Here is a 25,550-nt window from a genome sequence, read left to right on the forward strand (position 1 = left end):
AAAAAGAAGGAAGTTTTTGCACATGCAAGTTATTCAACTACATCATCCCTATGAACCCAATCAAATTCCTAATGAAGAAGTCGTGATGGTCCTAGGCTTCTTTGACGGTGTTCACAAAGGCCACCAAAAAGTAATTGAAACAGGCAAAAAGATTGCTGAGGAAAAAGGCTTGAAGTTAGCTGTGATGACCTTCAACCAACACCCATCAATCGTTTTTCAAAAAGTTTTACCAGAAAATATGAAATATTTAACTAGCTTGGAACAAAAAGAACGCCTAATGGCCAACTTGGGCGTTGATATTTTATATATTGTCGAATTTACTTCAGCGTTTGCTCAATTAAAACCGCAAGATTTTGTCGATCAGTATATCGTTAATTTAAATAGTGCAGTAGCAGTCTCTGGGTTTGATTATACGTATGGTCCTAAAGAAATCGCTGGAGTCAAACAGTTACCAACTTATGCGCAAGGCCGTTTTGAAGTGGTGACAGTACCAAAAGAAGAAATGACTGGTGCCAAAATTAGCTCAACAAGAATTCGCGAAAAAATGGAAGCCGGCGAAATGGAGGAGGTCACGGAGTTGTTAGGATATATTTATGAAACAGAAGGAACAGTTGTCCATGGCGATGCTCGTGGCCGTTTATTGGGTTTCCCGACCGCTAATGTCAAAGTGAAAAGCACCGTGCGCTTACCAAGAATTGGCGTCTATGCTGTGCAAATCGAAGTTGGTGGCAAATGGTATGTTGGCATGGGCTCAATTGGTCATAATGACACCTTTGGAGAAGGACGCGATTTAACCGTGGAAGTCTATATTTTGGACTTCCATCAAGACATCTATGGTGAACAAGTGGTGGTTCGGTGGAATCATTATTTACGTGACCAAGTGAAATTCAATGGGGCTGAAGCCTTGATCGACCAATTAAAACAAGATGAACGAGATACGGCTGACTATTTCCAACAATCTGAGGATAAATAATGAAGATTCGTCAAGAAAAACCTGCAGAGTATCAAGCTGTAGAACGTTTAACGTATCAAGCGTTTAAGGAATTAAACTTGACCGAAAACTGGCGTCCCACAGAGCATTTTATCGTGCATTTATTAAGAGAAAGTGACGACTTTATTCCGGAGTTGTCCTTAGTTTCAGAAACTGATCAAGGAAAATTAACGGGTCATATTATGTCTTCAAAAGCCAAACTACGATTACCTGATCATACAGAAAAGGCTGTTTTGACCGTTGGGCCGCTAAGTGTCCATCCAGAAGCACAGAACACGGGCGTAGGCTCAGCGTTAATTAAGCATTCTGTGCAGAAGGCCAAAGAATTAGGCGTCGGCGGATTGATTATCCTGGGCCATCCAACTTACTATACGAAGTTTGGTTTTGTTCCAGCGACTACTTTTCAGATTACGTTACCGGAAAAAGAAACATCAGAAGCATTATTGGCTTTGGAATTACTGCCAGGTTATTTTGGCACAAGTGGTGGGGAGTGGCATTTTTCAACATGCTTTGCTTATCCAGAAACACACCTTGCAGAATTAGAAGCCTTTGAAGCAGACCTCGGAATAAATGAATAAAGAATAATAAGACACGACAACCACTAGTTAAGTACTGGTAGTTGTCGTGTCTTTACTACTTTTTACTACAAAGTAGTTGACAGAACCGGTACTCAGTATTATTATGTAGTGGTACATAGTAATAAAGAGTAGTTCAGGGAGGAAAAGCAGTGAAGCAGACAGAGTTGCTAAAAGGCATTTTAGAAGGTTTAGTTTTAGCCATCATCCAAAGGAAAGAAACATATGGTTATGAAATTACAAAAATTTTAAATGACCAAGGGTTTACTGAAATTGTTGAAGGAACCGTTTATACGATTTTACTGCGTTTAGAAAAAAATCAATGGGTTATAGCTGAAAAAAAGCCTTCAGAAAAAGGACCAATGCGGAAGTTCTATCGCTTAACCTCATCAGGAGAAGCAGAACTCGCTGATTTTTGGCAGCGGTGGACGTTGCTTTCAAAACAAGTAAACAAGATGAAAAAAATGGAGGGATAGAGCATGTCAAATTTTAAAGCGTTGATTAAAAAAGTTGTTGGGGATAAAAAAGAGTACAAAGAATATAAACGACGGATTACAGCATTACCAGCAGAGTATCGACAAGTATTTCAAGAAATCGAAAAATATGCATGGCATTTTTCAGATCATAGCGGAGCCAATATGTTCAATGCGTTGACTGATTTACTTGATTTGTTTGAAGAAGGAGCTGCTAACGGAACACCTATCAAAAATATTACGGGAGAAAAAGTAGGCGATTTTGCTGAAACAATTGTCAATGAAGTCGCTGGCAAATGGACCGATAAACAGAAAGAAAAACTGAATCATCAATTTTCTAAACAATAGTCAAAACAAAAAAGAGAATAAACATGGTTGAAAATTTTTTTAAAGAAGGAAAGTTGCTGGTTATTCCCAAGAAAAATGCGAAAAAAGTCCAAGTGTTTCAACGTGTGGCCAACCAATTTGAATTTGGGAAAGAATATACGGAAAATGAAGTCAATCAGCGACTTAGAGAAATCTATGAAGATTATGCACTTTTGAGACGGTATTTAGTAGATTATCAGTATTTAGAAAGAGATAAGTTTGGAAAAATTTATCAGAAATGTGAGCAACACACAAAAATTATATAAATGTCTTTTTTTAAAAGTAGCGAAACTAGGTGAAATGAACCAAGTCTAGCTACTTTTTGTTATGTAAGCTTAGTAATAGTTCTATAAAAAACTCTCTATTTGTTTTCTAACTCAGACTGGTAAGATTGATTTAATTAGAAAAAGATAGAGGTGAGAGAATGAATCTACGTACTTTAGGTCTAACAAAAATTCTTTTGACCTTTATTATATTAAGTATTATTGGCGCGTTAATGATTTATAGCGCCAGTAGCTATGACTTGTTGATGCAAGGCGTGAAGCCCACTGCTGTGTTTATTAAACAAGGCATTATTATGTGTCTCAGCTGGGTGCTAATGTTCGTGATTTACAAAGTTCGACTAGAAGTGTTATTTAATAAAAAAATTGCGATTGGACTGCTTTTAGTTTCGATACTATTACTGTTAATGGTTCGACTACCTTTTTTTGGTGTAGCAGCGAATGGCGCACAACGTTGGATTTCTCTCTTTGGAATCCAATTTCAGCCATCAGAACTTTGTAATTTTGCGATTATTTATTACTTGAGCTGTTATTTAGGTGAAAAAGAAAATGGCTTGACAACGAAGCAGTTAAGAAAACAATGGCTGTTTGTTTTGGTCGTTGCATTTTTAGTTTTGATTCAACCCAAAGTTGGCGGGGCTATTCTTATTTTAGTTATTGGCAGTGTCTTGATTTTCTCAGCAAGTATTCATGCAAAATTTAGTGTAATTGCTGCGGGGATTGTCGTTGCTAGCGCGGCGCTTCTTTCTAAAATAATTATTTTTCTAGGCGATCACCGCTACTTACCACATTTTTTTGCGCATGTGTATGACCGCTTAGTTGTTTTGAAAAATCCGTTTTTATCCTTTCATGATCGCGGATTTCAGCCTTCAATGGCCTATTTAGCAATGTATAATGGTGGATTTTGGGGCACTGGATTAGCCAATGGTATGGTAAAAAAAGGTGGCTTGCCAGAAGGTCAAACCGATTTTATTTTTGCGGTGATTGTGGAAGAACTTGGTTTGATTGGCGGCTTACTATTGCTATTTCTTTTGTTATTTTTAGCGGCCTCGATTTTGCGGAGTAGTTGTGTAATAAAGAATCATTGTTACGGCTTGTTTTTGTTAGGGGTCGGGACCTTGATCTTAGCTCAAACGGCGATTAACATTGGTGGCGTTTTGGGTTTGATTCCAATGACGGGAATTCCTTTACCGTTTGTTAGTTACGGTGGGACAAGTTATTTAATCTTTTCAGTGGCATTAGGAATCGTCATTAAAATTATTGTAAACGAAAGGCGGCAGTTAAATGGTCAATACAAAAAAATTCAACTTACATCTTAATTATGATTTATTATTGCCCATTTTTTTACTCACACTTTTATCTTCTGGTGTGCAATATTGGATTGCCGTTAATGAAGGAAAAGATGGAACTGTGCCAGCATTAAAACAACTTTTCTTTATTTTTGTTGGCTATGCAGGCATGTTTTTAGCTAGTCGGCTGTCACAGAAGTTTATTTGGAAAGTAGCTCCTTTTTTCTATGGGTTTTCATTAATCTTAATGAGTGCTTTGTATTTTTCCTATGACAAAGGAATGTATTTATTGACGGGCACAAAGCGCTGGTTAGATTTAGGGTTTATTAAATTTCAGCCATCAGAAATTGCGAAAATTGCGTTTATTTTAATGTTGGCAAAAATTATTGTCCAACATGAGCAACAAGACTGGTCTGATAAATGGCGTTCAGACAAGCAACTTCTAAAAAAAATCGTTGCGGTTAGTGTCCCTGTTTTTTTCTTGATGGCGGTACAAAAAGATTTTGGGACATCCCTTGTTTTCGTAACGATTATTTTATCTCTTTTAGTTATTTCAGGAATTGATCGCAAAATTTTAATCATTATTTTCAGTGCTTTAGCAACGTTAGGCGTGGTCTTGATTCTGTTAGTCTTTACAGAGTGGGGGCACAAAGTACTCTTCTTTTTACATTTTAAACAATATCAATTGGATCGAATTTTAGCATGGATTCATCCCTATGATTATGTCGATAAAATCTCCTATCAACAAGTACAAGGCTTATTGGCAATTGGTTCGGGTGGTTTATTTGGCAAGGGTGTACATGGGATTGAAGTGTATGTTCCTGTTCGTGAGTCTGATATGGTTTTTACTTTTATCGGGGAAGCCTGGGGCTTTGTGGGCAGTGCCACTGTTGTTTTTCTCTATTTTTACTTGTTTTATCAAGTTTTAGTAGCTGGCTTGCGGAGCAATTCGCGTTTCTGTATGTACATCTGTGTCGCCCTCATTTTTTCGCTGGTCTTTCAAACGGTGGAGAATATCGGTGCGGTGATTGGACTGTTGCCGTTAAAAGGTATTCCGCTTCCGTTTTTAAGTCAAGGAGGCACTTCGTTAGTGATGGCTATCACTTCTTTAGGATTTGTCAAAGGAAGAGAAGCCGCTACCTGAAAACACAAATAAAAACCAAGACTGGAACTCGCTTGCCGACAAGCTCTAGTCTTGGTTTTTACTATTGAAATTGTTTTTGGCATTCAGCCAAAAGTTGTTGAAGTTGTCGACTCATGTAACGTTCTTTTAAATAATAAACTGCCATGTTTCGTTTAGGTAGTTCTTGGTAAGTCAGTGTATGAATCGAATTGTCTAAAAGTTGAATATTTGTGTATTCGGGGACAATAGCGAAACTATCGGAATGAGACACTAAGTGAGTAATAAGTGAAAGAGTATCCACTTGAATGACTTTCTCTGGAGAAAAATTAGAAAACGTAGTATCTAGCCAATTGGTTAATTTGTTTTGCTCGGAAAATTCGGTATTTAAACGGACGAAGGGGTACATTGTTAGTTCTTTTAAAATTTCTTCCGTCGTGGCTTTTGCCAAAGCTGGATGATCGTTTCTTAAAATGAATTGATAATTTGCTGTAAATAAATCAATTTTACCAATATGTTCAGGTAATGGTAAGTCAGCAAAGGAAATACCAAAATCTGCATCCATTGTTTCCAAGGATTGAAGAATATTTTCTGTAATAATAGTATGGACTTGTAAGTTGGATGAACGATCCGTTAATGTTGTCATTAGTAAGTCATTCAATTTATATTCTAAATCACAGAGATAAGTGGCTACATAAATATGGTTGGAAGAATGATTAATTTCTTTTAGCTCTTCTTCAATTGAGACCAACTCATTGGTGATGCGCCAACAATATTTTTCTAAAATTAATCCAGCTGGTGTTAAGGTGGTAGTTTGACCTTGGCGATTAAAAAGTTCCGCGCCTAACGTTGCTTCAAGAATTTTTATTTGCTTACTTAGGGCAGCTTGAGAAATTGCTAAATTTTCGGCTGCTTTAGTAAATTGTTTCACTTTGCATAACTCTAAAAAATAATGTAAACGAAATAGTTCCATGGGAATTCCTCCTTTTTCTATTCCTAGAATAAATAACGTAATTGTTCGAATAAATAACGGTGTGCTTCACAATGTCCGTGATGATTATTCTGAACTAAATAGATGGCTCGTTCTGGACTATCTTCCAGAGGAATACCAACTAAGTTACGTCTGTTTAGTTCATCAGTGAGTGAATAGGGAAGGATGCTACAGGCTTTTTCTCGTTGGACCATGTCTAAGACTAAATGAAGAGAAGGAAGTTCGATGACGATTTGCCGATTTTCCCAATTGATTTTACGTTCCCAACGTTTAAACACTTTTTTTTCATATACTTGATCGGAATATGCAGCAAAAGGTAAAGAACGAATTTCGTCAATCGTTACGCTATCGGCATGGGCTAAAGGATGATTTTTATTGACACAAAGGAGATAGCTTTCTGTATAAATTAATTCTTTCTCTAATGGAATCGAGGTATCCAAAAATATCCCAATCCCAATGTCAATTAAATCTGTTTCCAAGGCTGTTTCAAGATCGTAATAATACTTAAAATCAATACTTACATACGGATAGGATTGATTAAATAACAACAAGACTTCTCCAAATGCTTTATCTATATCAATTAAGTTTGTTCCAATCCGAATGGTCGTTGTCGATCCTTGGGTCACTAATTCATTAATCTCTTCTTGTGCTTCCTTAATGAGTGCAAAAATCATCTCTGTTCGCTTGGCGACGACTTCGCCTGCTGGAGAAAGCCGACAATGTTTCTTGTCTCTTAAAATTAATGAAGCACCTAATTCACGTTCCAACTCCTTGAGCTGGGTACTTAAATAAGGTTGACTCGTATGGAGCTTTTGAGAAGCTAAAGTAAAACTCGCATACTTTGAAACTGCCATAAAATATTCTAGTTGTTGTAATTTCATTTTCCTCACCGCCGTTTCTTTAACTATACAAAAAATAGCAGAAGAAAAGCTTCTCGACAAGGCTATCTGACGGTCTTTAGATTAATTTAACCAGTTATGATTCTATGAATAAATACGAATCATACCAGAAAACCATAGTAAATAAGCGGATTATTTTTCTTTTTGTTACTGAATGGACAAAAAGTTATCTACTAAAAACTTTTTCTATATCGTTATTTTTTCATGGAAGAATTATACTTGCTGTTGTAATTAAATAAGATTTGTTAGGTGAGGCTCCTATACAAACATAGGCTACTGCCCAAAAATGTCGAGAGACGCCAATGGGTAGAACAGGAACTGTCGAATGAAGGCTTTTCTTAAGGTAGCTAAAAGCAATCGCTTTTTACGTTGTATAGTGCTAAAGCTCAACGATAAGAACGATTATTCTTTGACACGTTGAGTTTTCAGCGTGTCTTTTTTTGTGGAAAGGGTGAGGAAAATGGAAGATGAACCGATCGTCAATTCAAGTCAACGACAGATAAATGAGGTGAAAGAAAATGGAAAAGAAAATGCGTCACTTGGGCCATGACTATAGTTACAAAAAGTTTGCCCACTCAGAAGCAGAAAAAGTTTTACAACGTTTCGGCTCAACTTGGGATGGCATTAAACACCAAGATATTGAAGAATTACAAGAACGTTATGGCCGCAACAAAATTATGAATGAAAAAAAAGCTTCACGGCTGCGACTTTTTATAAAATCGTATATCACGCCGTTTACTTTGGTGTTATTAGCACTAGCCACGATTTCATTTTTTACAGAATATGTCTATGCTGCGCCAGAGGAAAAAGATGTGACTGGCGTGTTAATTATGTTAGCGATGGTCATCTTAAGCGGCACGATGAGTTTTGTCCAATCAGTCAAATCAAGCAATGCAGTTGAAAAATTACAAAATATGATTAAAGTTACAGCGACAGTCATTCGTGACAAGAAGCAAATGGAAATTCCTATTGAGGAAGTTGTGTGTGGCGACTTAGTCCAACTATCCGCTGGCGATATGATTCCAGCCGATTTACGTTTAATCCAATCTAAGGACTTATTTGTTTCCCAATCATCCTTGACTGGAGAGAGTTTTCCCATTGAAAAACACGCGACTCATCAAAAAGATAGTGATCAAATTGATACAGAATACGACAATCTTTTGTTTTTAGGAACAAATGTCATTAGTGGCACTGGTTTGGGCATTGTCATTAAAGTTGGTAATCAAACTTTATTCGGACGGATGGCTTCTGATAACGGAGAAGAGCAGCAACAGACGAGTTTTGAAACAGGAATTAATAAAACAACGTGGGTGCTGATTCGCTTTATGTTGGTCATTACGCCAACTGTTTTTCTAATTAATGGGTTAACAAAAGGCGATTGGGTGGAAGCGTTAATGTTTGCGATTGCCACAGCTGTTGGCTTGACACCAGAAATGTTACCCATGATTGTAACAACCAATTTAGTCAAAGGTTCTCGAGAAATGGCTAAAGAAGGCACGATTATGAAAAATGTCAATGCCATTCAAAATTTTGGCGGGATGGATGTACTTTGTACGGATAAAACAGGTACCTTAACACAAGATAAAGTAATTTTAGAATACCACTATAATATTGGTTGCCAAGAAGATCAAAAAGTCTTGGATTTAGCATTTCTAAACAGTTATTTTCAAACAGGTTTGCGTAATTTAATGGATAACGCCGTTATTCAAGCGGCGACACAAGAAAGTGATATACAATCAGATGATTTTTATAAAGTAGATGAAATTCCTTTCGATTTCAATCGACGTCGAATGAGTGTGATTATCAAAGAGTTTAAAACGCGAGAAACACGTTTAATTACCAAAGGTGCGGTTGAAGAAATGCTCTTGGTCTGCACACAGGTACTTTTAGATGGCGAAATTGTGCCCTTAACAGAGACGCTGCGTCAAAAAATTACCAAAGACGTTGAAGCTTTAAATCGAGATGGTTTGCGCGTTCTAGCAATTGCCGATAAAAAAGTCGAAGCGGCTGAATGGGAGTATACAACTAAAGATGAATCAGAGTTGATTTTACAAGGTTATCTTGCTTTCTTAGATCCACCAAAAGAAACAGCGGCGGCAGCTATTCACGCCTTGCATCAACATAATGTAGCTGTGAAAGTATTAACGGGGGACAATCAGTATGTGACTCATTCTGTTTGTAAAGAAGTTGGTCTGGCTGGCGAAAAAATTATTACAGGAAATGAACTTCAACAATTAAACCAAGAAGAATTAAGAAAAACCGTTCAAGCGTATAATATTTTCGCCAAAATTACGCCTGACCAAAAAGTTCGTATTGTAAATGCGTTAACTGAAAATGGTCAAACTGTTGGCTTTTTAGGTGATGGAATAAATGATGCTGGAGCAATGCGTGCTGCTGATGTAGGAATCTCTGTTGATACAGCTGTCGATGTGGCGAAAGAATCGGCGGATGTAATTTTATTGAGAAAAGATTTAATGGTTTTGGAAAAAGGGATTTTATCTGGACGGCGCGTGTTTACGAACACGATGAAGTACGTCAAATTAACAGCAAGTTCTAATTTTGGCAATGTTTTTTCCGTGATCCCAGCAAGTATCTTTTTACCATTTTTACCGATTGCTCCGATTCAATCGCTATTATTAAATCTAATTTACGATACTTCGTGTATGTCAGTTCCTTGGGACAAAGTAGATGAAGAATACGTAGAAAAACCAAAAAAATGGGAACCAAAATCAATTGGTAATTTTATGCGTTGGTTTGGCCCAACGAGTTCTATTTTTGATATTGTTACCTATTTATTTATGTATTTCATTGTGTGTCCGGCTATCCTAGGTGGCTCATTCTTTGAATTAAATGGAGCAGATCAATTGCTCTTTATCGGTATTTTCCATGCAGGGTGGTTCATTGAGTCCTTATGGTCCCAAATGCTCGTCTTGCATTTCCTACGAACAGAAAAAATGCCTTTCCTTCAAAGTAGTGCTTCTGGAATTATGACGTTAGTCACTACAGCAGGGATTGTTCTCGGAACTGTTTTACCCTTTACCGCTTTCGGTGCAGAACTAGGATTTGTCGGTTTATCACCAAGCTATTTCTTGTATTTAATCCCGACAATTGTTGCTTATTTGGCACTGGTTGCGTTCATTAAAGTTTTATACGTCAAACGTTACGGTCAATTACTGTAACTGATTTGTACTATTATATATAGAAAAATTTTTTTACTTTTCTTTCAAGGTTGAGGAGGTGTCGGTTTTTATGACAGCTCCTCGTTGTTGTTTTAAGTGACTGTGCGAATTTTTTTATGGATTTATTTGTCATTTACAGTTAGTATGGCTAGTAGAGACTTTCCAAAAAGAACGAGCTTTTTGGTAATAAGGAGATAAAACGAGCTAATGACCAAAACAAACCAACTTTCAACTTCAACGCCGATGTTCGATCGGTCGGCCTATATTCATATTCCATTTTGTGAGCATATTTGTTATTATTGCGATTTTAACAAGGTCTTTTTAGAAGGACAACCAGTTGATGAATATATTCAGAGTTTATTAAAAGAAATTCAACTTACGCAAGCATTGTATCCAGAACAAGAAATGAAAACCATCTATATTGGCGGAGGCACGCCAACTTCATTATCAGCGAAACAGTTAGATGTGCTACTAAAAGGGGTTCGCGAACAGCTAACGTTTGATGACCGAAATGAATTTACGGTGGAAGCAAACCCTGGTGATTTAACCCAAGAAAAATTACAAGTCATGAAAAACTATGGCGTCAATCGTCTTTCGATGGGCGTTCAGACATTTGATGATCGCTTGCTCAAAAAAATCGGTCGCAAACACACCGCCGCAGATGTTTATGAAACAATGAAATTTTTAGAGAAAGAAAATTTTACCAATGTCAGTATTGACTTAATCTATGCTTTACCTGGACAAACATTGGAAAGTTTTCGCGATACTTTGACAAGAGCCTTAGCATTGGACTTGCCGCACTATTCGCTTTATTCATTAATTCTTGAAAATAAAACAATGTTCATGAACTGGGTTCGTCAAGGACGGTTACAGCTGCCTGAAGAAGAAATCGAAGCACAGATGTTTGACGAAACGATTGAAGCAATGGAGAAAAAAGGACGTCACCAATATGAAGTCAGTAATTTTGCTTTAACAGGAAAAGAAAGCCAGCATAATCTGGCTTATTGGAATAATGACCACTACTATGGATTTGGCGCAGGTGCCAGCGGCTATCTTGGGCAAACTCGTTACAAAAATCACGGTCCAATCCAACATTATTTGAAACCCTTGCGAGAAAATCAATTGCCAATTGTGGAGACTGAAGAATTAACTCGTCTAAATCAAATAGAAGAAGAGCTATTTTTAGGCTTACGTAAAAAAGTAGGCATTTCTAAACAAAAATTCCAACAAAAATTTCATGAACCAATTGAAGCAATTTATGGAGAGGTCATTCAACGCTTAATCAAAGAAGAATTATTAATTGAAGAAGCAGATATCTTACGTTTAACGAAAAAAGGACTATTTGTGGGGAATAATGTTTTTGAAGCATTTTTGTTAAGTGAAAAAGAGTAAAAAAATAAAAAAATCATCGAAGTGTGACAAAGCATTTCGATGATTTTTTTATTACAAAAGTTGGTATTGATGGTTTTTGAAGGTGGTTTGTAGCGATTAGCACTCTTGCTTGAAGAGTGCTAAAAAGTTGCGTATTTCCCTTGACAAAAAGGTAAGGACTTGTTATATTAGTATATGTAGTTAGCACTTAGATGTTAAGAGTGCTAATGAAGGGTGGTAATAACGATGATTACAGAAAGACAACAAAATATCTTGAGACTTATCATCCAAAATTACACGAACACGGGCTTACCTGTCGGTTCTAAGAAATTGATGGAGGATGGCATTGCCTCTAGTTCTGCCACAATTCGTAATGATATGAAAGCATTAGAAGAATACGGCTTATTAGCTAAGACCCATTCTTCTTCAGGGCGAATCCCCTCAATGGCTGGTTATCGTTACTACGTGGATCATCTTTTACAACCAACACAAGTAGAAGAGAACGAACTTAGAAGGATCCGTCAATCTTTTGGAAAAGAATTTCATGAGATTAATGATATTATTCGACAATCAGCTGAAATTCTATCAGAATTGACAAGTTATACTGCTTTTTCATTAGGACCTGAAGTGAAAGAACGGAAATTAACCGGCTTTCGAATGGTTCCTTTGAATGATCGGCAAGTCCTTGCTATTATAGTGACAGATAAAGGCAATGTTGAAAACCAAGTATTTGCCATTCCTGCCGCTGTTTCTAGCCAAGATCTTGAAAAAATGACACAAATCATCAATGATAAGTTGGTTGGACAACCTTTGTTGACCGTTTATCATCGTTTGCGGACGGAGATTCCGATGATTTTACATCGCTATTTCCAAACGCCAGAAGGAATGATGAACTTATTCGATGAGATGTTAGGACATGCCTTTGAAGAAAAAGTCTTTGTCGGTGGTCGCATGAATTTGTTAGATTTTGGCATCAAACAAGATATTGAACAATTGAAATCTGTCTATTCCTTTATGCAAAATTCTGATGAGCTGACGCATTTATTAAATGGTTCTGCAACAACAGAAAATCCAATTGTTTTTCGTATCGGCTCAGAAATTGGCAACAATCTCTTAGAAGATATGAGCATGATCACTGCTACGTATGAAGTATCAGGACATGGCAAAGGAACAATTGCCCTGCTAGGACCAACCAGTATGCCGTATTCAAAAATATTCGGTTTGGTAGACACGTTTCGACATGAGCTAGCTTCACAACTAGGTGACTATTACCGTTTTTTAGGTAATTAAGCAAACCTTGTTAGGATAAGAAGTAGATGCATAAAGAGAAAGGAAGTTGCTGAAGTGAGTAAAAAAGAAGAGAAGCAAGAAGAATTACAAGAAGAAATGGAAGCTGTTGATGCTGCTGGCGTTTCTGAAGTAGAAGTTGAAGCAACAGAGATTGAAAATCTTAAAGCAGAGCTTTCCGAAATGGAAGACAAGTTCTTGCGGGCAAGAGCCGAAATTGCTAATATGAGCAATCGAAATAAAAACGAACGAGAATTATTAGTTCGTTACCGCTCACAAGATTTAGGTAAAAAGATTTTACCATCTATTGATAATTTAGAACGAGCAATGGCTATTGAAGTATCAGATGAACAAGGCGAAAGCTTGAAAAAAGGTATTTCGATGGTGCTAGAAAGTATTACTGTGGCTTTAAAAGAAGAAGGAATTGAAGAAATCCCAGCAATGGGTGAAACCTTTGATCCAAATTTACATCAAGCCGTTCAAACAGTCCCTGCTTCTGAAGAAACCCCAGCAGATACCATTGTTGAAGTTCTACAAAAAGGGTACAAATTACAAGATCGTGTGTTACGACCATCCATGGTCATTGTTGCACAATAACAAACGTTAATTAAAAATATATTATTATAGAAAACTAATACAGATTGGAGATATTCACTATGAGTAAAATTATTGGTATTGACTTAGGAACAACAAACTCAGCTGTCGCAGTACTAGAAGGCGGCGAAGCGAAAATTATTGCAAACCCAGAAGGTAACCGCACAACTCCTTCGGTCGTTTCATTCAAAAACGGTGAAATTCAAGTGGGCGAAGTAGCAAAACGTCAAGCTGTTACAAATCCTAACACGATTTCATCTATTAAACGTCACATGGGTGAAGCTGGCTACAAAGTTGATGTTGAAGGAAAATCATATACACCACAAGAAGTTTCTGCAATGATCTTACAATATTTAAAAGGTTTTGCTGAAGACTATTTAGGTGAAAAAGTTGAAAAAGCAGTTATTACAGTTCCTGCATATTTCAACGATGCGCAACGTCAAGCAACAAAAGATGCTGGTAAAATTGCTGGTTTAGAAGTAGAACGGATCGTTAACGAACCAACAGCAGCAGCTTTAGCTTATGGTTTAGATAAAACAGACAAAGATGAAAAAATTCTTGTCTTTGACCTTGGTGGTGGTACATTCGACGTGTCAATCCTTGAATTAGGCGATGGCGTTTTCGATGTATTATCAACAGCCGGTGATAACAACCTAGGTGGGGATGACTTTGATAATAAGATCATTGACTACATGGTTGCAGAATTTAAAAAAGAAAATGGCATTGACTTAGCTAACGATAAAATGGCGTTACAACGTTTGAAAGATGCTGCTGAAAAAGCGAAAAAAGACTTATCAGGTGTAACAAGCACACAAATCAGCTTGCCATTTATTACTGCTGGCGAAGCAGGACCATTGCACTTAGAAATGAACTTAACTCGTGCAAAATTTGATGAATTAACAAGTGATTTAGTTGAACGTACAAAAGTACCAGTACGTCAAGCCTTGAAAGATGCTGGATTAAATCCTTCTGAAATCGACGAAGTTATCCTAGTTGGTGGTTCAACACGTATTCCAGCTGTAGTTGAAGCTGTTCGCAAAGAAACAAACAAAGAACCAAACAAATCAGTTAACCCTGACGAAGTAGTAGCAATGGGTGCTGCAATCCAAGGTGGCGTAATCACTGGTGATGTTAAAGACGTTGTCTTATTAGATGTAACACCGTTGTCATTAGGGATTGAAACAATGGGTGGCGTATTTACAAAATTAATTGATCGTAACACTACGATTCCAACAAGTAAATCACAAGTCTTCTCAACTGCTGCTGACAATCAACCAGCTGTTGATATTCACGTTTTACAAGGTGAACGTCCAATGGCCGCTGATAATAAAACATTAGGTCGTTTCCAATTAACAGATATTCCTGCGGCTCCTCGTGGTGTGCCACAAATTGAAGTAAGCTTTGACATTGATAAAAACGGGATTGTAAATGTTCGTGCGAAAGACTTAGGCACTCAAAAAGAACAAACAATCACGATTAAATCTTCTTCAGGTTTATCTGATGATGAAATCGAACGTATGGTGAAAGATGCTGAAGCAAACGCTGAAGCAGATAAACAACGTAAAGAAGAAGTTGACTTACGTAACGATGCAGATGCTTTATTATTCACTGTTGATAAAACATTGAAAGAATTAGAAGGCAAAGTAGATGCTGAAGAAGTGAAAAAAGCAGAAGATGCGCGTGATGAATTAAAAGCAGCCATCGAAGCAAACGATATCGAACAAATGAAAGCAAAACGTGATTCATTAAATGAAATCGTCCAAAACTTAACAGTAAAACTTTACGAACAAGCTGCGCAACAACAAGCACAAGAAAATCCTGAAGCTGCCCAAGGTGGCGCTGATGATGTTGTTGATGCTGATTTTGAAGAAGTAAATGGTGATGACAAATAATCAATAACAATTGATTTTAGGGACTGGATCATTAGTACAATGACTAATGTCCCAGTCCCTTGTCTTTTGTGAGAAAATCAACCACAATCAAGTTAGCAAGAAACTATTTAGGTTTTGAAAGAACTGTGGTATGATTACAACGATGTTAAACAAGCTGAAAATACCTATTCACAGCTAGTAACACTGATTCAAGGTGTGACAGATAATCCAACCAGAGAGACCGAAAGCAATCGATGAATTTGGCTGGTTCTAAACACATTGTAAAGTTTGAAGAAAGTTGGAGGGAAGTCAATGGCGACGAAACGAGATTATTATGAAGTGCTAGGATTAGCAAAAGGTGCTTCAGATGATGAAATTAAAAAAGCATACCGCAAACTTTCCAAAAAGTACCATCCAGATATTAACAAAGAAGCCGATGCGGAAGAAAAATTTAAAGAAGTTTCTGAAGCGTATGAAGTATTAAGTGATCCACAGAAAAAAGCGGCCTATGACCAATATGGCCATGCAGGAACTGATCCTAATTACGGTGGCGGCGCTGGTGGCTTTGGCGGTTTCGGTGGCGGTGGATTTAGCAGTAGTGGTTTTGGTGGATTCGAAGATATTTTCGATTCATTCTTTGGCGGCGGCGGTGGCCGTTCTGTTGATCCAAATGCACCAAGACAAGGCGCCGATTTACAATATACAATTCAATTGAAATTTGAAGAAGCTATTTTCGGTGTCGAAAAAGAGATTAAGTACAATCGAGAAGATACTTGTGCAACCTGTGGCGGTAATGGCGCCAAACCAGGCACACATCCAGAAACTTGTCATAAATGTCATGGCTCTGGAACAATCAATGTTGAACGTCAAACGCCATTAGGTCGTATGATGAGTCGTCAAACTTGTGATGTGTGTCATGGCACAGGGAAAGAAATTAAAGAACCATGTCCAACTTGCCATGGCACAGGTCATGAGAAAAAAGCACATACTGTCAAAGTAAATGTGCCTGCTGGAGTAGAAGACGGGCAACAAATGCGCTTAGCTAACCAAGGAGAAGCGGGTACCAATGGTGGACCATATGGTGATTTATATGTAGTCTTTCGTGTTGAAGATAGTGACATTTTCGACCGAGATGGCGCAGAAATCTACTATGATTTACCAGTAAGTTTCGTCCAAGCGGCTCTAGGGGACGAAGTAACTGTCCCAACTGTTCATGGTGACGTGAAATTAAAAATTCCGGCTGGAACACAAACTGGCACAAACTTCCGCTTAAGAGGCAAAGGTGCGCCACGTTTACGTGGTGGGGGCAATGGTGATCAACACGTGAAAGTGAAATTAATAACACCAAAAAATCTTAATGAAGAACAAAAGGATGCCCTACGAGCTTTTGCAAAAGCTGGCGGACAAAATGTAACTGAACAACAAGAAGAAGGCTTCTTTGATAAAATGAAAGATGCGTTTGGCGGTAAGAAGAAAAAATAAAAGAGACAACCCAGTAAGTCATGAATATTTCGTGGCTTGCTGGGTTTATTTTTTCTTTACATTTGAATAAAGTTATATTACGATGAGAAAAAAGGGTGAATATTATGGTGCTAGATATTGGTAAAAATATCCAGATGTTGAGGTGTAAAAAAGGATTATCTAGAGAATCCCTCTGTGAAGATGAAAGTAAACTTTCTGTCAGGCAATTAACTAGAATAGAAAATGAAAACGCAAACACTACGATTAGTGTACTAAACTTTATAGCGAAGCAATTTTAGGATGTAGCATGTTTCAAAAAAAAATAATTTTATTCATGCATAGAAGCAGTAGGTTTGAAACAATTTCAACAAGTACATGTAAGAGAATATGGTGAATTCATGTTTGATTTTATCCGTTCGCAAGAGATTAATAAAAATGAATCTTTAGAGGACTGTATAGAATGTAAGTTTTTACCTGTTTGTGATGGGGGTTGCTATTATAAGAGATTCAGTAAAACGTTTAAATGCCCCAAAAATTCATTTGAGAGTAATTCTATCCCTCTAGTGCATGAATTTTCAGAAAGGATGTATCTTAATGGAAGAAGTGATTAAATGTCAGAACCTTACTAAAAAATTTGGACAAGAACTCATTTTTGAAGATTTATCTTTTGCAATTAATAAAGGAGAAATTTTTGTGATTCTTGGTAAGAATGGCGCAGGTAAATCAACCTTGATTAAAATTCTGTTGGGAATGATCTATGCGACCAAGGGAGAAGTAAAATATGCTGGAATTAAAAAAAATAATTCTGCTCAGCTATATAGCAAAATGGGAGCAGTTTTGGAATCAGTAGACAATATCTACCCTTTTTTATCCGGGATAGAAAATATTCGTTATTTTCTAAGTTTATCTGGAAAATCATACAAGAAGGAAAAACAAAAAGTTCATCAATGGGTCCAACGCTTTCAGTTGCAACAAGCTATTCACAAACCGGCAGGAGCTTATTCACGAGGTATGCAACAAAAATTAGCCATTATTTGTGCGTTAGTTAAAGAAACAGATATTTTATTTTTAGATGAACCAACCTTAGGTTTAGATTTTCAGTCAAATAAAGAAATTATGGCAATTATTGAAGAATTAGCGCACCAAGAGCAAAAAACAATTGTCTTAACCTCCCATCAAGCGGATGTTTTAGAAACCTTGTCAGATCGAGTCTTGTTGTTAAATAACGGTAAGCAATTATATTATGGTAGCTATTCGACCTTTATAAAACAATTTGAATCTGATATGTATGAAATAGTTTTTAATTTTTTAGGAGAACCCTCAAAAGAAATAATTCTTGAAGGAGAGGAAACAGCACAGCTAGAACTACAAAATTTAATCAAACAAGGGTACCAAATTAATAGATTTGAAAAACGTAAGAAAAACATTGAAGAAATTTTAAGGGAGGTTTATCATGAAAATTCTACAAGCATTCGTTGGTGAACTTCGTAAATATTTATTTGAAATTAAAATGTATTACCCTGACCAAATTGTGAGTACAGTGGTTACGATTTTTATTTTTATTGGTATGGGATTAATGAGCGGAAACACGTCGGAAAGCTCTTTTTATATTGGATTTGTCTATTGGTTTTTATTAAGTAGTTTAATTGGCGAAGCCTCAGTTTCAACTTCTAGTGAAAAACAAATGGGTGTTTTGGAACAATTAATGATTCAACCAATCGGTTTGAAAAAACTAATTTTAATTCGTTCGAGTATTTGGGGTGTCGTTAATTTAGTGAAAGTTCTTGTAGCACTTATTATTTTAAAAGTGATTTTAAATTTAACTTTAGGCTTCCATATGCTCTTGGTTCCTATTTTTTTTATTGCAAGTCTCGGAATTCTTGGGTTTACGATGCTTTTGTGTGGCCTAACGTTAAAGTTTACTAAAACAGCTTCTTTTGAGTCGATTATTTCATATGGAATAATGATTTTATCAGGTGCGATTTTTCCTCTGGGATTATTACCTAATTGGCTTCAAAAAATAGGTCAATTACTACCTATTACTAAAGGAATCAAAATTAGTCAAACCTTGATTCAAGGTGAAGCAATTTCTAGTGGAGAATATCTATTATTTATTATTATTTCTGTTAGTTATCTGACTTTAGGAATTTTAGCGTTTGATAGTATTTATGACAAGAGTAAATCTGCAGGTGTAGATCGTAGATATTAACAGAATAAGCTGACTCTCTTAAAAGTTTATTGAAAAGTAAACTTTTAAGAGCTTTTTTATTTCCAAACATTTTACGAGAATATTTTAAAATTTAGCGTATACTTAATATAAGCAAGTTAGGAGGGCTTATTTATGAAACCATATGTTTATGTAATCAGTGATATTCATGGACAAGCAGATTTGTTTGATGCCTTACTCACAGACTATGACCCAGTCGAGCATCAGCTAGTTTTAATTGGTGATTTAAACGACCGTGGTCCGCATTCTAAAGCCTGTTTTCTCAAAGGAAAAGAACTTGTCGAGCAACACGGCGCTGTTTATTTACGAGGCAATCATGAAGAATATTTTTTGCAGTTTCTTCAAAATCCAGAGGACTGGTTTGCAGGATATGTTCGCAATGGTGGCAAGGAAACAATTGAAAGTCTCTTGCATCCAGGAGCTACTGCAGAATACTCACCAACAGAAATGGCCTTAATGATCCGTAGTCGCTATCCAGAGTTAATTGATTTTTTAACAAAACGACCACTTTATTTTGAATGGCAGCATTACTTATTTGTGCATGCTGGGGTTGATTTAACGATGGAAGATTGGCGGCAAACAGCACCTAAGGATTTTTTGTGGATTCGTGAACCCTTTCATCAAGGGAAAAATAATACAGGCAAGACCATTGTTTTTGGTCATACCATTACTCCGATGTTACATGGTGATATGCAGACCACGGACCTTTGGCAAAGTGATGGAAAAATTGGGATAGATGGTGGTGCTATTTTTGGCGGCTCTGTACATGGTGTGATTTTTAATGAAAAAGGCATTGTCCAAGATATCGAATATCAAAAACGCACCCCTGCGTGGCAACCAGAATTTTGATTCCTTAATCGCACGAATCAGTTACCTCACTTCTATATTTAGAAGCAAAAATATGCTAAAATAGATAAGTATGCATAAGAAAAGAGGTATCTAGTTAATGGCAGAAGCTTATAACGAAGAAGTAGTAGCGCTACTTCAAAAAGAATTGACAACGTATCGTTCAAAACAAATAACAACGGTTTTAACTTTATTAAATGAAGGAAATACAGTTCCTTTTATTGCCCGTTACCGGAAAGAAATGACTGGAAGTTTAGATGAAGTCCAAATCCGTGAAATAGAAGAACGTTATCATTATTTACAAAACTTGAAAAAGCGGAAAGAAGAAGTTCTCCGTTTAATTGAAGAGCAAGGAAAACTAACAAAAGAACTCAAAACAGATATTCAAAAAGCAGTAAAAATGCAACAAGTGGAAGATTTATATCGACCATATAAACAAAAACGTCGGACTAAAGCGACTATCGCGAAAGAAAAAGGGTTGGAACCATTAGCAGATTGGTTGCTCTCTTTACCTGAAAACGCGGATATCTTAGCTAAAGCGGCTACTTTTATTAATGAAGAAAAAGAAGTTGCAACCGCCGAGATAGCCTTGCAAGGTGCTCATGAAATTTTAGCAGAACGTATTAGCGATGAACCAAAATACCGAACATGGTTACGTGATTATATGGTTAAACATGCGCAATACGTTAGCGTAGTTAAGGATGAAGAAAAAGACGAAAAGCGGACCTATGAAATGTATTACGATTTTGCAGAACCAGTTAGCAAAATGGTGCCGCACCGTGTCTTAGCAACGAATCGTGGTGAAAAAGAAGACATTCTAAAGGTTTCCCTTGTCGCTGATGAAACAAAAATTAATGATTATTTCCAACGTCAACTAATCGGCAAACAAGCAACAAGCTTAGCTGCTCCATACATTGAGGCTGCTTATTTAGATAGCTATAAACGATTCATTGGACCAGCGATTGAACGGGAGATTCGCAATGAATTAACAGAAAAAGCTGATGAACAAGCGATTGCAATTTTCGGTGAAAATTTACGTAATTTATTATTACAGTCACCACTTAAAGGAAAAGTTGTTCTAGGATTTGACCCGGCTTATCGGACAGGTTGTAAATTAGCAGTTGTCGATGAAACGGGTAAAGTTTTAGCAATTCAAGTGATTTATCCACATAAACCAGCGACTGCTGCGAAACGTGAAGCCGCTGGTCCAGCCTTTAAAAAAATCATTGAAGACTATCAAGTGGACATGGTAGCTATTGGAAACGGAACGGCAAGTCGTGAATCTGAATTGTTTGTGGCAGAGCAATTAAAAGCGGTGAAGCGGGACGTCTTTTACGTGATTGTTAATGAAGCAGGGGCTTCCGTTTACTCTGCGAGTGAAGTGGCTCGTAAAGAGTTTCCTGATTTACAAGTCGAAGAACGAAGTGCGGTCAGCATTGCACGTCGTTTACAAGATCCGTTGGCAGAATTAGTAAAAATTGATCCCAAAGCAGTCGGGGTCGGTCAATATCAGCATGACGTATCACAAAAACGTCTTGCCGAGCAATTGGATTTTGTTGTAGAAACTGCGGTAAACCAAGTTGGTGTTGATGTGAATACAGCGAGTGCTCAACTTTTACAACATATTTCTGGCTTAAATAAAACAACGGCGCAAAACTTAGTCACTTATCGTGATGAAAATGGTGTCTTTACAGCACGAAATCAAGTCAAAAAAGTACCTCGTTTAGGACCAAAAGCATTTGAACAAGCAATTGGCTTTTTACGAATTCCTAATGGCAAAAATGTGTTAGATAACACTGGCATTCACCCAGAAAGTTATCCAGTAGCACAAGCAATTTTAGAAAAAGCAGAGATTGCTTCTAAAGAATTAGGGACAGCAGAAGCTATCGAAAAATTGAAACAGTTACCAGTGAATCAATTAGCTACTGAGTTAGAAGTAGGTTCAGAAACACTCACAGATATTATTGCTAGTTTAATCCAACCAGGTCGTGATATGCGCGATGAGATGTCAGCGCCACTTTTACGTAAAGACGTGTTGACGATGGAAGATTTGAAACCAGGAATGGAAATGCAAGGGACTGTTCGAAACGTAATTGACTTTGGCGCGTTTGTCGATATTGGTGTGAAGCAAGATGGCTTAGTCCACATTTCTAAGTTAAGTACTAAATTTGTTAAGCACCCAACGGATGTTGTTGCGGTGGGGGATGTAGTCACAGTTTGGGTAGAAGATGTTGACTTGAAAAAGGGGCGTATTAGTTTAACCATGTTGCCTCGTGCTGATAGAAAAGAGTAACAATGAAAGAGTCTCAACCAGTCTTGATGACAGATCAAGCGCTTCAAACGCTAGTGGAAAAAATTTCAATCGTATTTTTTCAGAAACCTTTTCTGCATCAAGCTACATTTAATCGGCGGTTAAAAACTACGGGCGGTCGCTATCATTTAGCTTCGCATCACCTGGATTTTAATCCGACTGTCTTTTTAAAGTATGGACAAGAGGAACTGGAAAAAGTCATTAAGCATGAGTTATGTCACTATCATTTACATTTAGCTGGCAAAGGCTATCAGCATAAAGATAAGGACTTTAAAGAGTTATTGGCTAAGACTGGCGGTGCCCGTTATGCACCGCCTCTAGTAGAACGGAAAAAAGCAGTTTTCCATCAGTACCAATGTCAGTCTTGTGGAGAAGTCATCCTCAGAAAACGACGAATTGATACGACACGATATGTCTGCGGAAAATGTCATGGGCGTTTGTCCTGGCAAGCGAAAAAAGAACAAATCTAACGATTCTGGTCTTTGTTATCTTGACAAAGACCAGTAATTATTTTAGGATAAATAAGTGCTCTTAAAATGCAGATGTGTTGGAATTGGCAGACAAGCATGATTGAGGGTCATGTGGACAGATGTCCGTGTGGGTTCGAGTCCCATCATCTGCATCAACTAGTATAACAAGAGGTCGGGACAGAAGTGTTTAACTCCGAGAAATAAGAAGGAGTTGCTTCTGTTCCCGCCGTTTATCAGTTTTTGAGCGTGGAGCAAAAATCCAAAGTGATTTTTGTCCCACGCTCTTGTTTATTACGGAAAAACCATCAATTTTTTATTAAATTCTGATATTTATTATTGCTTTTTCATTATAGTTGGCGTAACTTTAGAGTATAAATTTGTGAAGCGAGGGAGTCCGTGTGAGAAATTTTAAAAAATCTGATAAATTAAATAACGTAAGTTACGATGTCCGTGGTCCTGTTTTAGAAGAAGCAGAACGCATGCAAGAAGAGGGCATACGTATTTTGAAATTAAATACAGGGAATCCAGCGCCATTTGGTTTTGATGCCCCAAATGAAATTGTGCGCGACATGATTGTGAATGTTCGCGATTCAGAAGGTTATTCCGATTCAAAAGGTATTTTTTCTGCAAGAAAAGCGATTGAACAATATTGCCAATTAAAAAAATTTCCTAATGTAACGATTAATGATATTTACACTGGTAATGGCGTGAGTGAACTAATTACCATGTGTATGCAAGGCTTGTTAAATAACGGCGATGAAGTACTTGTGCCAATGCCAGACTATCCTTTATGGACTGCTTCTGTTTCTTTGGCGGGCGGTACACCCGTTCATTATATTTGTGATGAGCAAGCAGAATGGTATCCAGACATTGATGATATAAAATCAAAAATAACTTCGAATACAAAAGCAATCGTTATTATCAATCCCAATAATCCGACTGGTGCTTTATATCCGAAAGAGTTATTACTAGAAATTGTCGAAGTGGCACGTCAAAATGATTTAATTATTTACTCCGATGAAATTTATGATCGTTTGGTCATGGACGGTTTGGTTCATGTACCGATTGCTACATTAGCTCCTGATTTATTTGTCGTAACATTGAATGGTTTGTCAAAATCACATCGAGTGGCAGGCTTCCGATGCGGTTGGATGGTGTTAAGTGGAGATAAATCACGAGTAAAAGGGTATATCGAAGGGCTAAATATGCTTGCTTCCATGCGGTTATGTTCGAATGTGTTGTCACAACAAATCATTCAAACCGCATTAGGCGGCTATCAAAGTGTCGATGATTTACTTTTACCAGGTGGCAGAATTTACGAACAACGAGAATTTATTTACAATGCGATAAATGATATTCCTGGTTTATCAGCCGTGAAGCCTAAAGCAGCTTTCTATATTTTCCCGAAAATTGATACGGCCAAATTTGACATTTATGATGATGAAAAATTTGTTTTAGATTTCTTACACAAACATCATATTTTATTAGTCCATGGTGGTGGGTTCAACTGGCAACAACCAGATCACTTCCGTATTGTTTATTTACCGAAAATGGAAGACTTAAAAACTACAGCAGATAAAATGCGTGAATTTTTAAGTACCTACAAACAAAAATAAAAGAACTACCAAAAAATAGCCTCTAACGAAGCTATTTTTTGGTAGTTCTTGTTTTATCAACAATACTATTCTGCGGTTTCACATGCTTTTTTACTAATAATCATTCGGTTGGTATATTTTTCTTCCATATCAGGACTAGGATTTGCTACTACGATGAGATAAGAATTTTCATACTCCTTCTCCACAAAGCCTGAATAATTTGTTTTTTCCCAAATGAAGTGAACCTTTTTCTCTTCGGCCATACAATAACACTCCTTTTTAATAAAAATGAACCTATTTATTTTCTAAGAAAACCTTAGATAATGTTCTTGCAGTATATTATGCAATAAAGTACAATAAAAGCATAATGCGAATTCGCATATTTTGACAAAATCCCCATTTTGCAAGGAAAATGGCCGATATAAATAGGAGCTATTGTGATGAATTCTTTAGGTGCAGTTATTAAAGAAATTAGAAAAAATAGAAAATTGACACAGAAAATGTTATCAGAAGACATCTGTTCGCAAAGTGTTTTAAGTCGCATTGAAAACAATGAAGAGTTGCCAAACGTTCTCGTAATGCAACAACTTTGTGATCGTTTAGGTGTGACGGTTGACCAGATTATGCGTTATAAATCTGGTGATGTGCATGTTGTTACGTATTCATTTGAAAAAATGGCTGAATATTTTCGCCATAAAAAATATCAATTATTATTAAATTATTTAAAGGAAAATCGTATTGAAGAACAATTGTATTTAGATACGGACTGGCAAAAATATTATTATTATTTAGGTAGTTGTGAATTGTTTGTTCTAAATGATTATGAAAAAGCTATTGCTAGCTTGCGTAAAGGGTTATCTTTCACCTATAAAGCCGATAAGTTAAATGTTTCTGATTTAGAGATTCAATTAATTAGTTGTCTAGGTGCTACTTATGGTTACATGGGCAATCGAGTAGAAGCAGAACGATTTTTAAGTTTGAGTATTCATTATTTTAATCAATTGCCAAATGAACGCAGTAATGCAGAGTTAACGAAAATATTTTTTAATTATGCTGATTTCTTATTCAAAAATTATACAGAAAAAGATGCCGAAATTTATGTGGATCAAGGAATTACTTGGGCCCGCAAAAAAAATAGTTATTATTATTTAAGTGAATTATTAAATCTAAAATATTTAGTTTTAATGAGAAAGAATAAACACGAAGAAGCAGAACGTTATTTAAACTTAGCACAACAAATGAAAAATGTGGAAAGTGGCAATCTTTAAAAAATCCTCAGAATTGCTTAAAAGGTCTACACCATTTCTTGACTTTTGTACTGATTAAGAGTACTTTTGAAGTAAGTAAAATAAA

25 protein-coding genes, 1 tRNA gene and 1 riboswitch are annotated in these 25,550 nt (G+C 36.7%); of the genes, 23 read left to right on the forward strand and 3 right to left on the reverse strand.

The genetic code is table 11. From position 1 onward, the window contains the following. The first annotated feature begins 22 nt into the window (after positions 1–22). From ribF to IGJ90_RS05725, 7 genes are all read left to right on the forward strand, one after another. A complete protein-coding gene (gene ribF / locus IGJ90_RS05695; RefSeq protein WP_002363808.1) occupies positions 23–973 on the forward strand; it encodes a riboflavin biosynthesis protein RibF in 951 nt (316 codons plus the stop codon). Next, positions 973–1,569 (forward strand): GNAT family N-acetyltransferase, encoded by a 597-nt coding sequence (locus IGJ90_RS05700; RefSeq protein WP_104659724.1) that lies wholly within the window; start codon positions 973–975, stop codon positions 1,567–1,569. The genes ribF and IGJ90_RS05700 overlap by 1 nt, the downstream gene beginning before the upstream one ends. A gap of 149 nt (positions 1,570–1,718) precedes the next feature. Further along, positions 1,719–2,042 (forward strand): PadR family transcriptional regulator, encoded by a 324-nt coding sequence (locus IGJ90_RS05705; RefSeq protein ID WP_002357837.1) that lies wholly within the window; start codon positions 1,719–1,721, stop codon positions 2,040–2,042. A 3-nt stretch (positions 2,043–2,045) separates the two neighbouring features. Further along, a complete protein-coding gene (locus IGJ90_RS05710) occupies positions 2,046–2,387 on the forward strand; it encodes a DUF1048 domain-containing protein (protein WP_002366567.1) in 342 nt (113 codons plus the stop codon). Positions 2,388–2,410: 23 nt separating this feature from the next. Next, positions 2,411–2,671, forward strand: a complete 261-nt coding sequence (locus IGJ90_RS05715; protein WP_002366568.1) for a DUF2087 domain-containing protein — start codon at positions 2,411–2,413, stop codon at positions 2,669–2,671. Between the two features lie 158 nt (positions 2,672–2,829). After that, a complete protein-coding gene (locus tag IGJ90_RS05720) occupies positions 2,830–4,005 on the forward strand; it encodes an FtsW/RodA/SpoVE family cell cycle protein (RefSeq protein WP_438767731.1) in 1,176 nt (391 codons plus the stop codon). Next, complete coding sequence (locus IGJ90_RS05725; RefSeq protein ID WP_002357833.1) at positions 3,971–5,119, forward strand: FtsW/RodA/SpoVE family cell cycle protein; 1,149 nt, start codon at positions 3,971–3,973, stop codon at positions 5,117–5,119. The genes IGJ90_RS05720 and IGJ90_RS05725 overlap by 35 nt, the downstream gene beginning before the upstream one ends. A 61-nt stretch (positions 5,120–5,180) precedes the next feature. Here IGJ90_RS05725 and IGJ90_RS05730 read toward each other — a convergent pair whose 3' ends face one another. Together IGJ90_RS05730 and IGJ90_RS05735 are read right to left on the reverse strand one after the other, a co-directional pair. Continuing rightward, the gene (locus IGJ90_RS05730) at positions 5,181–6,068 is read right to left on the reverse strand and encodes a LysR family transcriptional regulator (RefSeq protein ID WP_002357832.1); all 888 of its coding nucleotides are present in this window, start codon (positions 6,066–6,068) and stop codon (positions 5,181–5,183) included. Positions 6,069–6,091: 23 nt separating this feature from the next. Then, on the reverse strand, positions 6,092–6,967 hold the full coding sequence (locus IGJ90_RS05735; RefSeq protein ID WP_002382245.1) for a LysR family transcriptional regulator: 876 nt from the start codon (positions 6,965–6,967) through the stop codon (positions 6,092–6,094). Positions 6,968–7,219: 252 nt separating this feature from the next. Beyond that, positions 7,220–7,390, forward strand: a riboswitch (M-box (ykoK) riboswitch). 113 nt (positions 7,391–7,503) lie between these two features. On the opposite strand from IGJ90_RS05735, the gene mgtA reads away from it, so the two are divergent. The 15 genes from mgtA (at position 7,504) to IGJ90_RS05810 (ending at position 24,218) form a co-directional block, all read left to right on the forward strand. After that, entirely contained in the window at positions 7,504–10,164 is a 2,661-nt protein-coding gene (mgtA, locus tag IGJ90_RS05740) for a magnesium-translocating P-type ATPase (protein WP_002384633.1), read from the forward strand. Positions 10,165–10,407: 243 nt separating this feature from the next. Continuing rightward, complete coding sequence (hemW, locus tag IGJ90_RS05745; RefSeq protein ID WP_002357829.1) at positions 10,408–11,556, forward strand: radical SAM family heme chaperone HemW; 1,149 nt, start codon at positions 10,408–10,410, stop codon at positions 11,554–11,556. 225 nt (positions 11,557–11,781) lie between these two features. Further along, complete coding sequence (gene hrcA / locus IGJ90_RS05750) at positions 11,782–12,825, forward strand: heat-inducible transcriptional repressor HrcA (protein WP_002357828.1); 1,044 nt, start codon at positions 11,782–11,784, stop codon at positions 12,823–12,825. Positions 12,826–12,879: 54 nt separating this feature from the next. Beyond that, positions 12,880–13,419, forward strand: a complete 540-nt coding sequence (gene grpE / locus IGJ90_RS05755; RefSeq protein ID WP_002357827.1) for a nucleotide exchange factor GrpE — start codon at positions 12,880–12,882, stop codon at positions 13,417–13,419. A 59-nt stretch (positions 13,420–13,478) separates the two neighbouring features. Beyond that, on the forward strand, positions 13,479–15,308 hold the full coding sequence (gene dnaK / locus IGJ90_RS05760) for a molecular chaperone DnaK (protein ID WP_002357825.1): 1,830 nt from the start codon (positions 13,479–13,481) through the stop codon (positions 15,306–15,308). Between the two features lie 114 nt (positions 15,309–15,422). Continuing rightward, a complete protein-coding gene (locus IGJ90_RS05765) occupies positions 15,423–15,545 on the forward strand; it encodes a hypothetical protein (protein WP_002357824.1) in 123 nt (40 codons plus the stop codon). A gap of 54 nt (positions 15,546–15,599) precedes the next feature. Further along, entirely contained in the window at positions 15,600–16,769 is a 1,170-nt protein-coding gene (dnaJ, locus tag IGJ90_RS05770) for a molecular chaperone DnaJ (RefSeq protein WP_002357822.1), read from the forward strand. Positions 16,770–17,101: 332 nt separating this feature from the next. Next, a complete protein-coding gene (locus IGJ90_RS05775; RefSeq protein ID WP_002366574.1) occupies positions 17,102–17,359 on the forward strand; it encodes an SPASM domain-containing protein in 258 nt (85 codons plus the stop codon). Further along, positions 17,343–18,230: an ABC transporter ATP-binding protein gene (locus IGJ90_RS05780; protein ID WP_010775790.1), complete on the forward strand. Its 888-nt coding sequence runs from the start codon at positions 17,343–17,345 to the stop codon at positions 18,228–18,230. Before IGJ90_RS05775 ends, IGJ90_RS05780 begins: the two co-directional genes overlap by 17 nt. Further along, entirely contained in the window at positions 18,202–18,957 is a 756-nt protein-coding gene (locus IGJ90_RS05785) for an ABC transporter permease (RefSeq protein ID WP_002366576.1), read from the forward strand. The genes IGJ90_RS05780 and IGJ90_RS05785 overlap by 29 nt, the downstream gene beginning before the upstream one ends. A 132-nt stretch (positions 18,958–19,089) precedes the next feature. Further along, complete coding sequence (locus IGJ90_RS05790) at positions 19,090–19,824, forward strand: metallophosphoesterase family protein (RefSeq protein WP_002377683.1); 735 nt, start codon at positions 19,090–19,092, stop codon at positions 19,822–19,824. 97 nt (positions 19,825–19,921) lie between these two features. Then, positions 19,922–22,114 (forward strand): Tex family protein, encoded by a 2,193-nt coding sequence (locus tag IGJ90_RS05795; protein ID WP_002366578.1) that lies wholly within the window; start codon positions 19,922–19,924, stop codon positions 22,112–22,114. Positions 22,115–22,140: 26 nt separating this feature from the next. Continuing rightward, positions 22,141–22,602, forward strand: coding sequence for a SprT family protein (locus IGJ90_RS05800; protein ID WP_002365561.1), 462 nt, complete (start codon positions 22,141–22,143; stop codon positions 22,600–22,602). A 68-nt stretch (positions 22,603–22,670) separates the two neighbouring features. Then, a tRNA-Leu gene (locus IGJ90_RS05805) sits at positions 22,671–22,754 on the forward strand. Between the two features lie 246 nt (positions 22,755–23,000). Next, a complete protein-coding gene (locus tag IGJ90_RS05810; RefSeq protein ID WP_002357817.1) occupies positions 23,001–24,218 on the forward strand; it encodes a pyridoxal phosphate-dependent aminotransferase in 1,218 nt (405 codons plus the stop codon). A 65-nt stretch (positions 24,219–24,283) separates the two neighbouring features. Here IGJ90_RS05810 and IGJ90_RS05815 read toward each other — a convergent pair whose 3' ends face one another. Beyond that, positions 24,284–24,460, reverse strand: coding sequence for a hypothetical protein (locus IGJ90_RS05815; RefSeq protein ID WP_002357816.1), 177 nt, complete (start codon positions 24,458–24,460; stop codon positions 24,284–24,286). Positions 24,461–24,637: 177 nt separating this feature from the next. Here IGJ90_RS05815 and IGJ90_RS05820 point away from each other — a divergent pair, with 177 nt between their 5' ends. Further along, positions 24,638–25,465, forward strand: coding sequence for a helix-turn-helix domain-containing protein (locus tag IGJ90_RS05820; protein ID WP_002381942.1), 828 nt, complete (start codon positions 24,638–24,640; stop codon positions 25,463–25,465). Positions 25,466–25,550: the final 85 nt, after the last annotated feature.

This window comes from Enterococcus sp. AZ129 (assembly GCF_051714505.1).
Lineage (GTDB): Bacteria > Bacillota > Bacilli > Lactobacillales > Enterococcaceae > Enterococcus > Enterococcus faecalis.

Coding starts and splice junctions, on each gene's coding strand:
- ribF (WP_002363808.1), top strand. CDS start 23: ATGCAAGTTATTCAACTACATCATCCCTATGAACCCAATCAAATTCCT.
- IGJ90_RS05700 (WP_104659724.1), top strand. CDS start 973: ATGAAGATTCGTCAAGAAAAACCTGCAGAGTATCAAGCTGTAGAACGT.
- IGJ90_RS05710 (WP_002366567.1), top strand. CDS start 2,046: ATGTCAAATTTTAAAGCGTTGATTAAAAAAGTTGTTGGGGATAAAAAA.
- IGJ90_RS05715 (WP_002366568.1), top strand. CDS start 2,411: ATGGTTGAAAATTTTTTTAAAGAAGGAAAGTTGCTGGTTATTCCCAAG.
- IGJ90_RS05720 (WP_438767731.1), top strand. CDS start 2,830: ATGAATCTACGTACTTTAGGTCTAACAAAAATTCTTTTGACCTTTATT.
- IGJ90_RS05725 (WP_002357833.1), top strand. CDS start 3,971: ATGGTCAATACAAAAAAATTCAACTTACATCTTAATTATGATTTATTA.
- IGJ90_RS05730 (WP_002357832.1), bottom strand. CDS start 6,068: ATGGAACTATTTCGTTTACATTATTTTTTAGAGTTATGCAAAGTGAAA.
- IGJ90_RS05735 (WP_002382245.1), bottom strand. CDS start 6,967: ATGAAATTACAACAACTAGAATATTTTATGGCAGTTTCAAAGTATGCG.
- mgtA (WP_002384633.1), top strand. CDS start 7,504: ATGGAAAAGAAAATGCGTCACTTGGGCCATGACTATAGTTACAAAAAG.
- hemW (WP_002357829.1), top strand. CDS start 10,408: ATGTTCGATCGGTCGGCCTATATTCATATTCCATTTTGTGAGCATATT.
- hrcA (WP_002357828.1), top strand. CDS start 11,782: ATGATTACAGAAAGACAACAAAATATCTTGAGACTTATCATCCAAAAT.
- dnaK (WP_002357825.1), top strand. CDS start 13,479: ATGAGTAAAATTATTGGTATTGACTTAGGAACAACAAACTCAGCTGTC.
- dnaJ (WP_002357822.1), top strand. CDS start 15,600: ATGGCGACGAAACGAGATTATTATGAAGTGCTAGGATTAGCAAAAGGT.
- IGJ90_RS05780 (WP_010775790.1), top strand. CDS start 17,343: ATGGAAGAAGTGATTAAATGTCAGAACCTTACTAAAAAATTTGGACAA.
- IGJ90_RS05785 (WP_002366576.1), top strand. CDS start 18,202: ATGAAAATTCTACAAGCATTCGTTGGTGAACTTCGTAAATATTTATTT.
- IGJ90_RS05790 (WP_002377683.1), top strand. CDS start 19,090: ATGAAACCATATGTTTATGTAATCAGTGATATTCATGGACAAGCAGAT.
- IGJ90_RS05795 (WP_002366578.1), top strand. CDS start 19,922: ATGGCAGAAGCTTATAACGAAGAAGTAGTAGCGCTACTTCAAAAAGAA.
- IGJ90_RS05800 (WP_002365561.1), top strand. CDS start 22,141: ATGACAGATCAAGCGCTTCAAACGCTAGTGGAAAAAATTTCAATCGTA.
- IGJ90_RS05815 (WP_002357816.1), bottom strand. CDS start 24,460: ATGGCCGAAGAGAAAAAGGTTCACTTCATTTGGGAAAAAACAAATTAT.
- IGJ90_RS05820 (WP_002381942.1), top strand. CDS start 24,638: ATGAATTCTTTAGGTGCAGTTATTAAAGAAATTAGAAAAAATAGAAAA.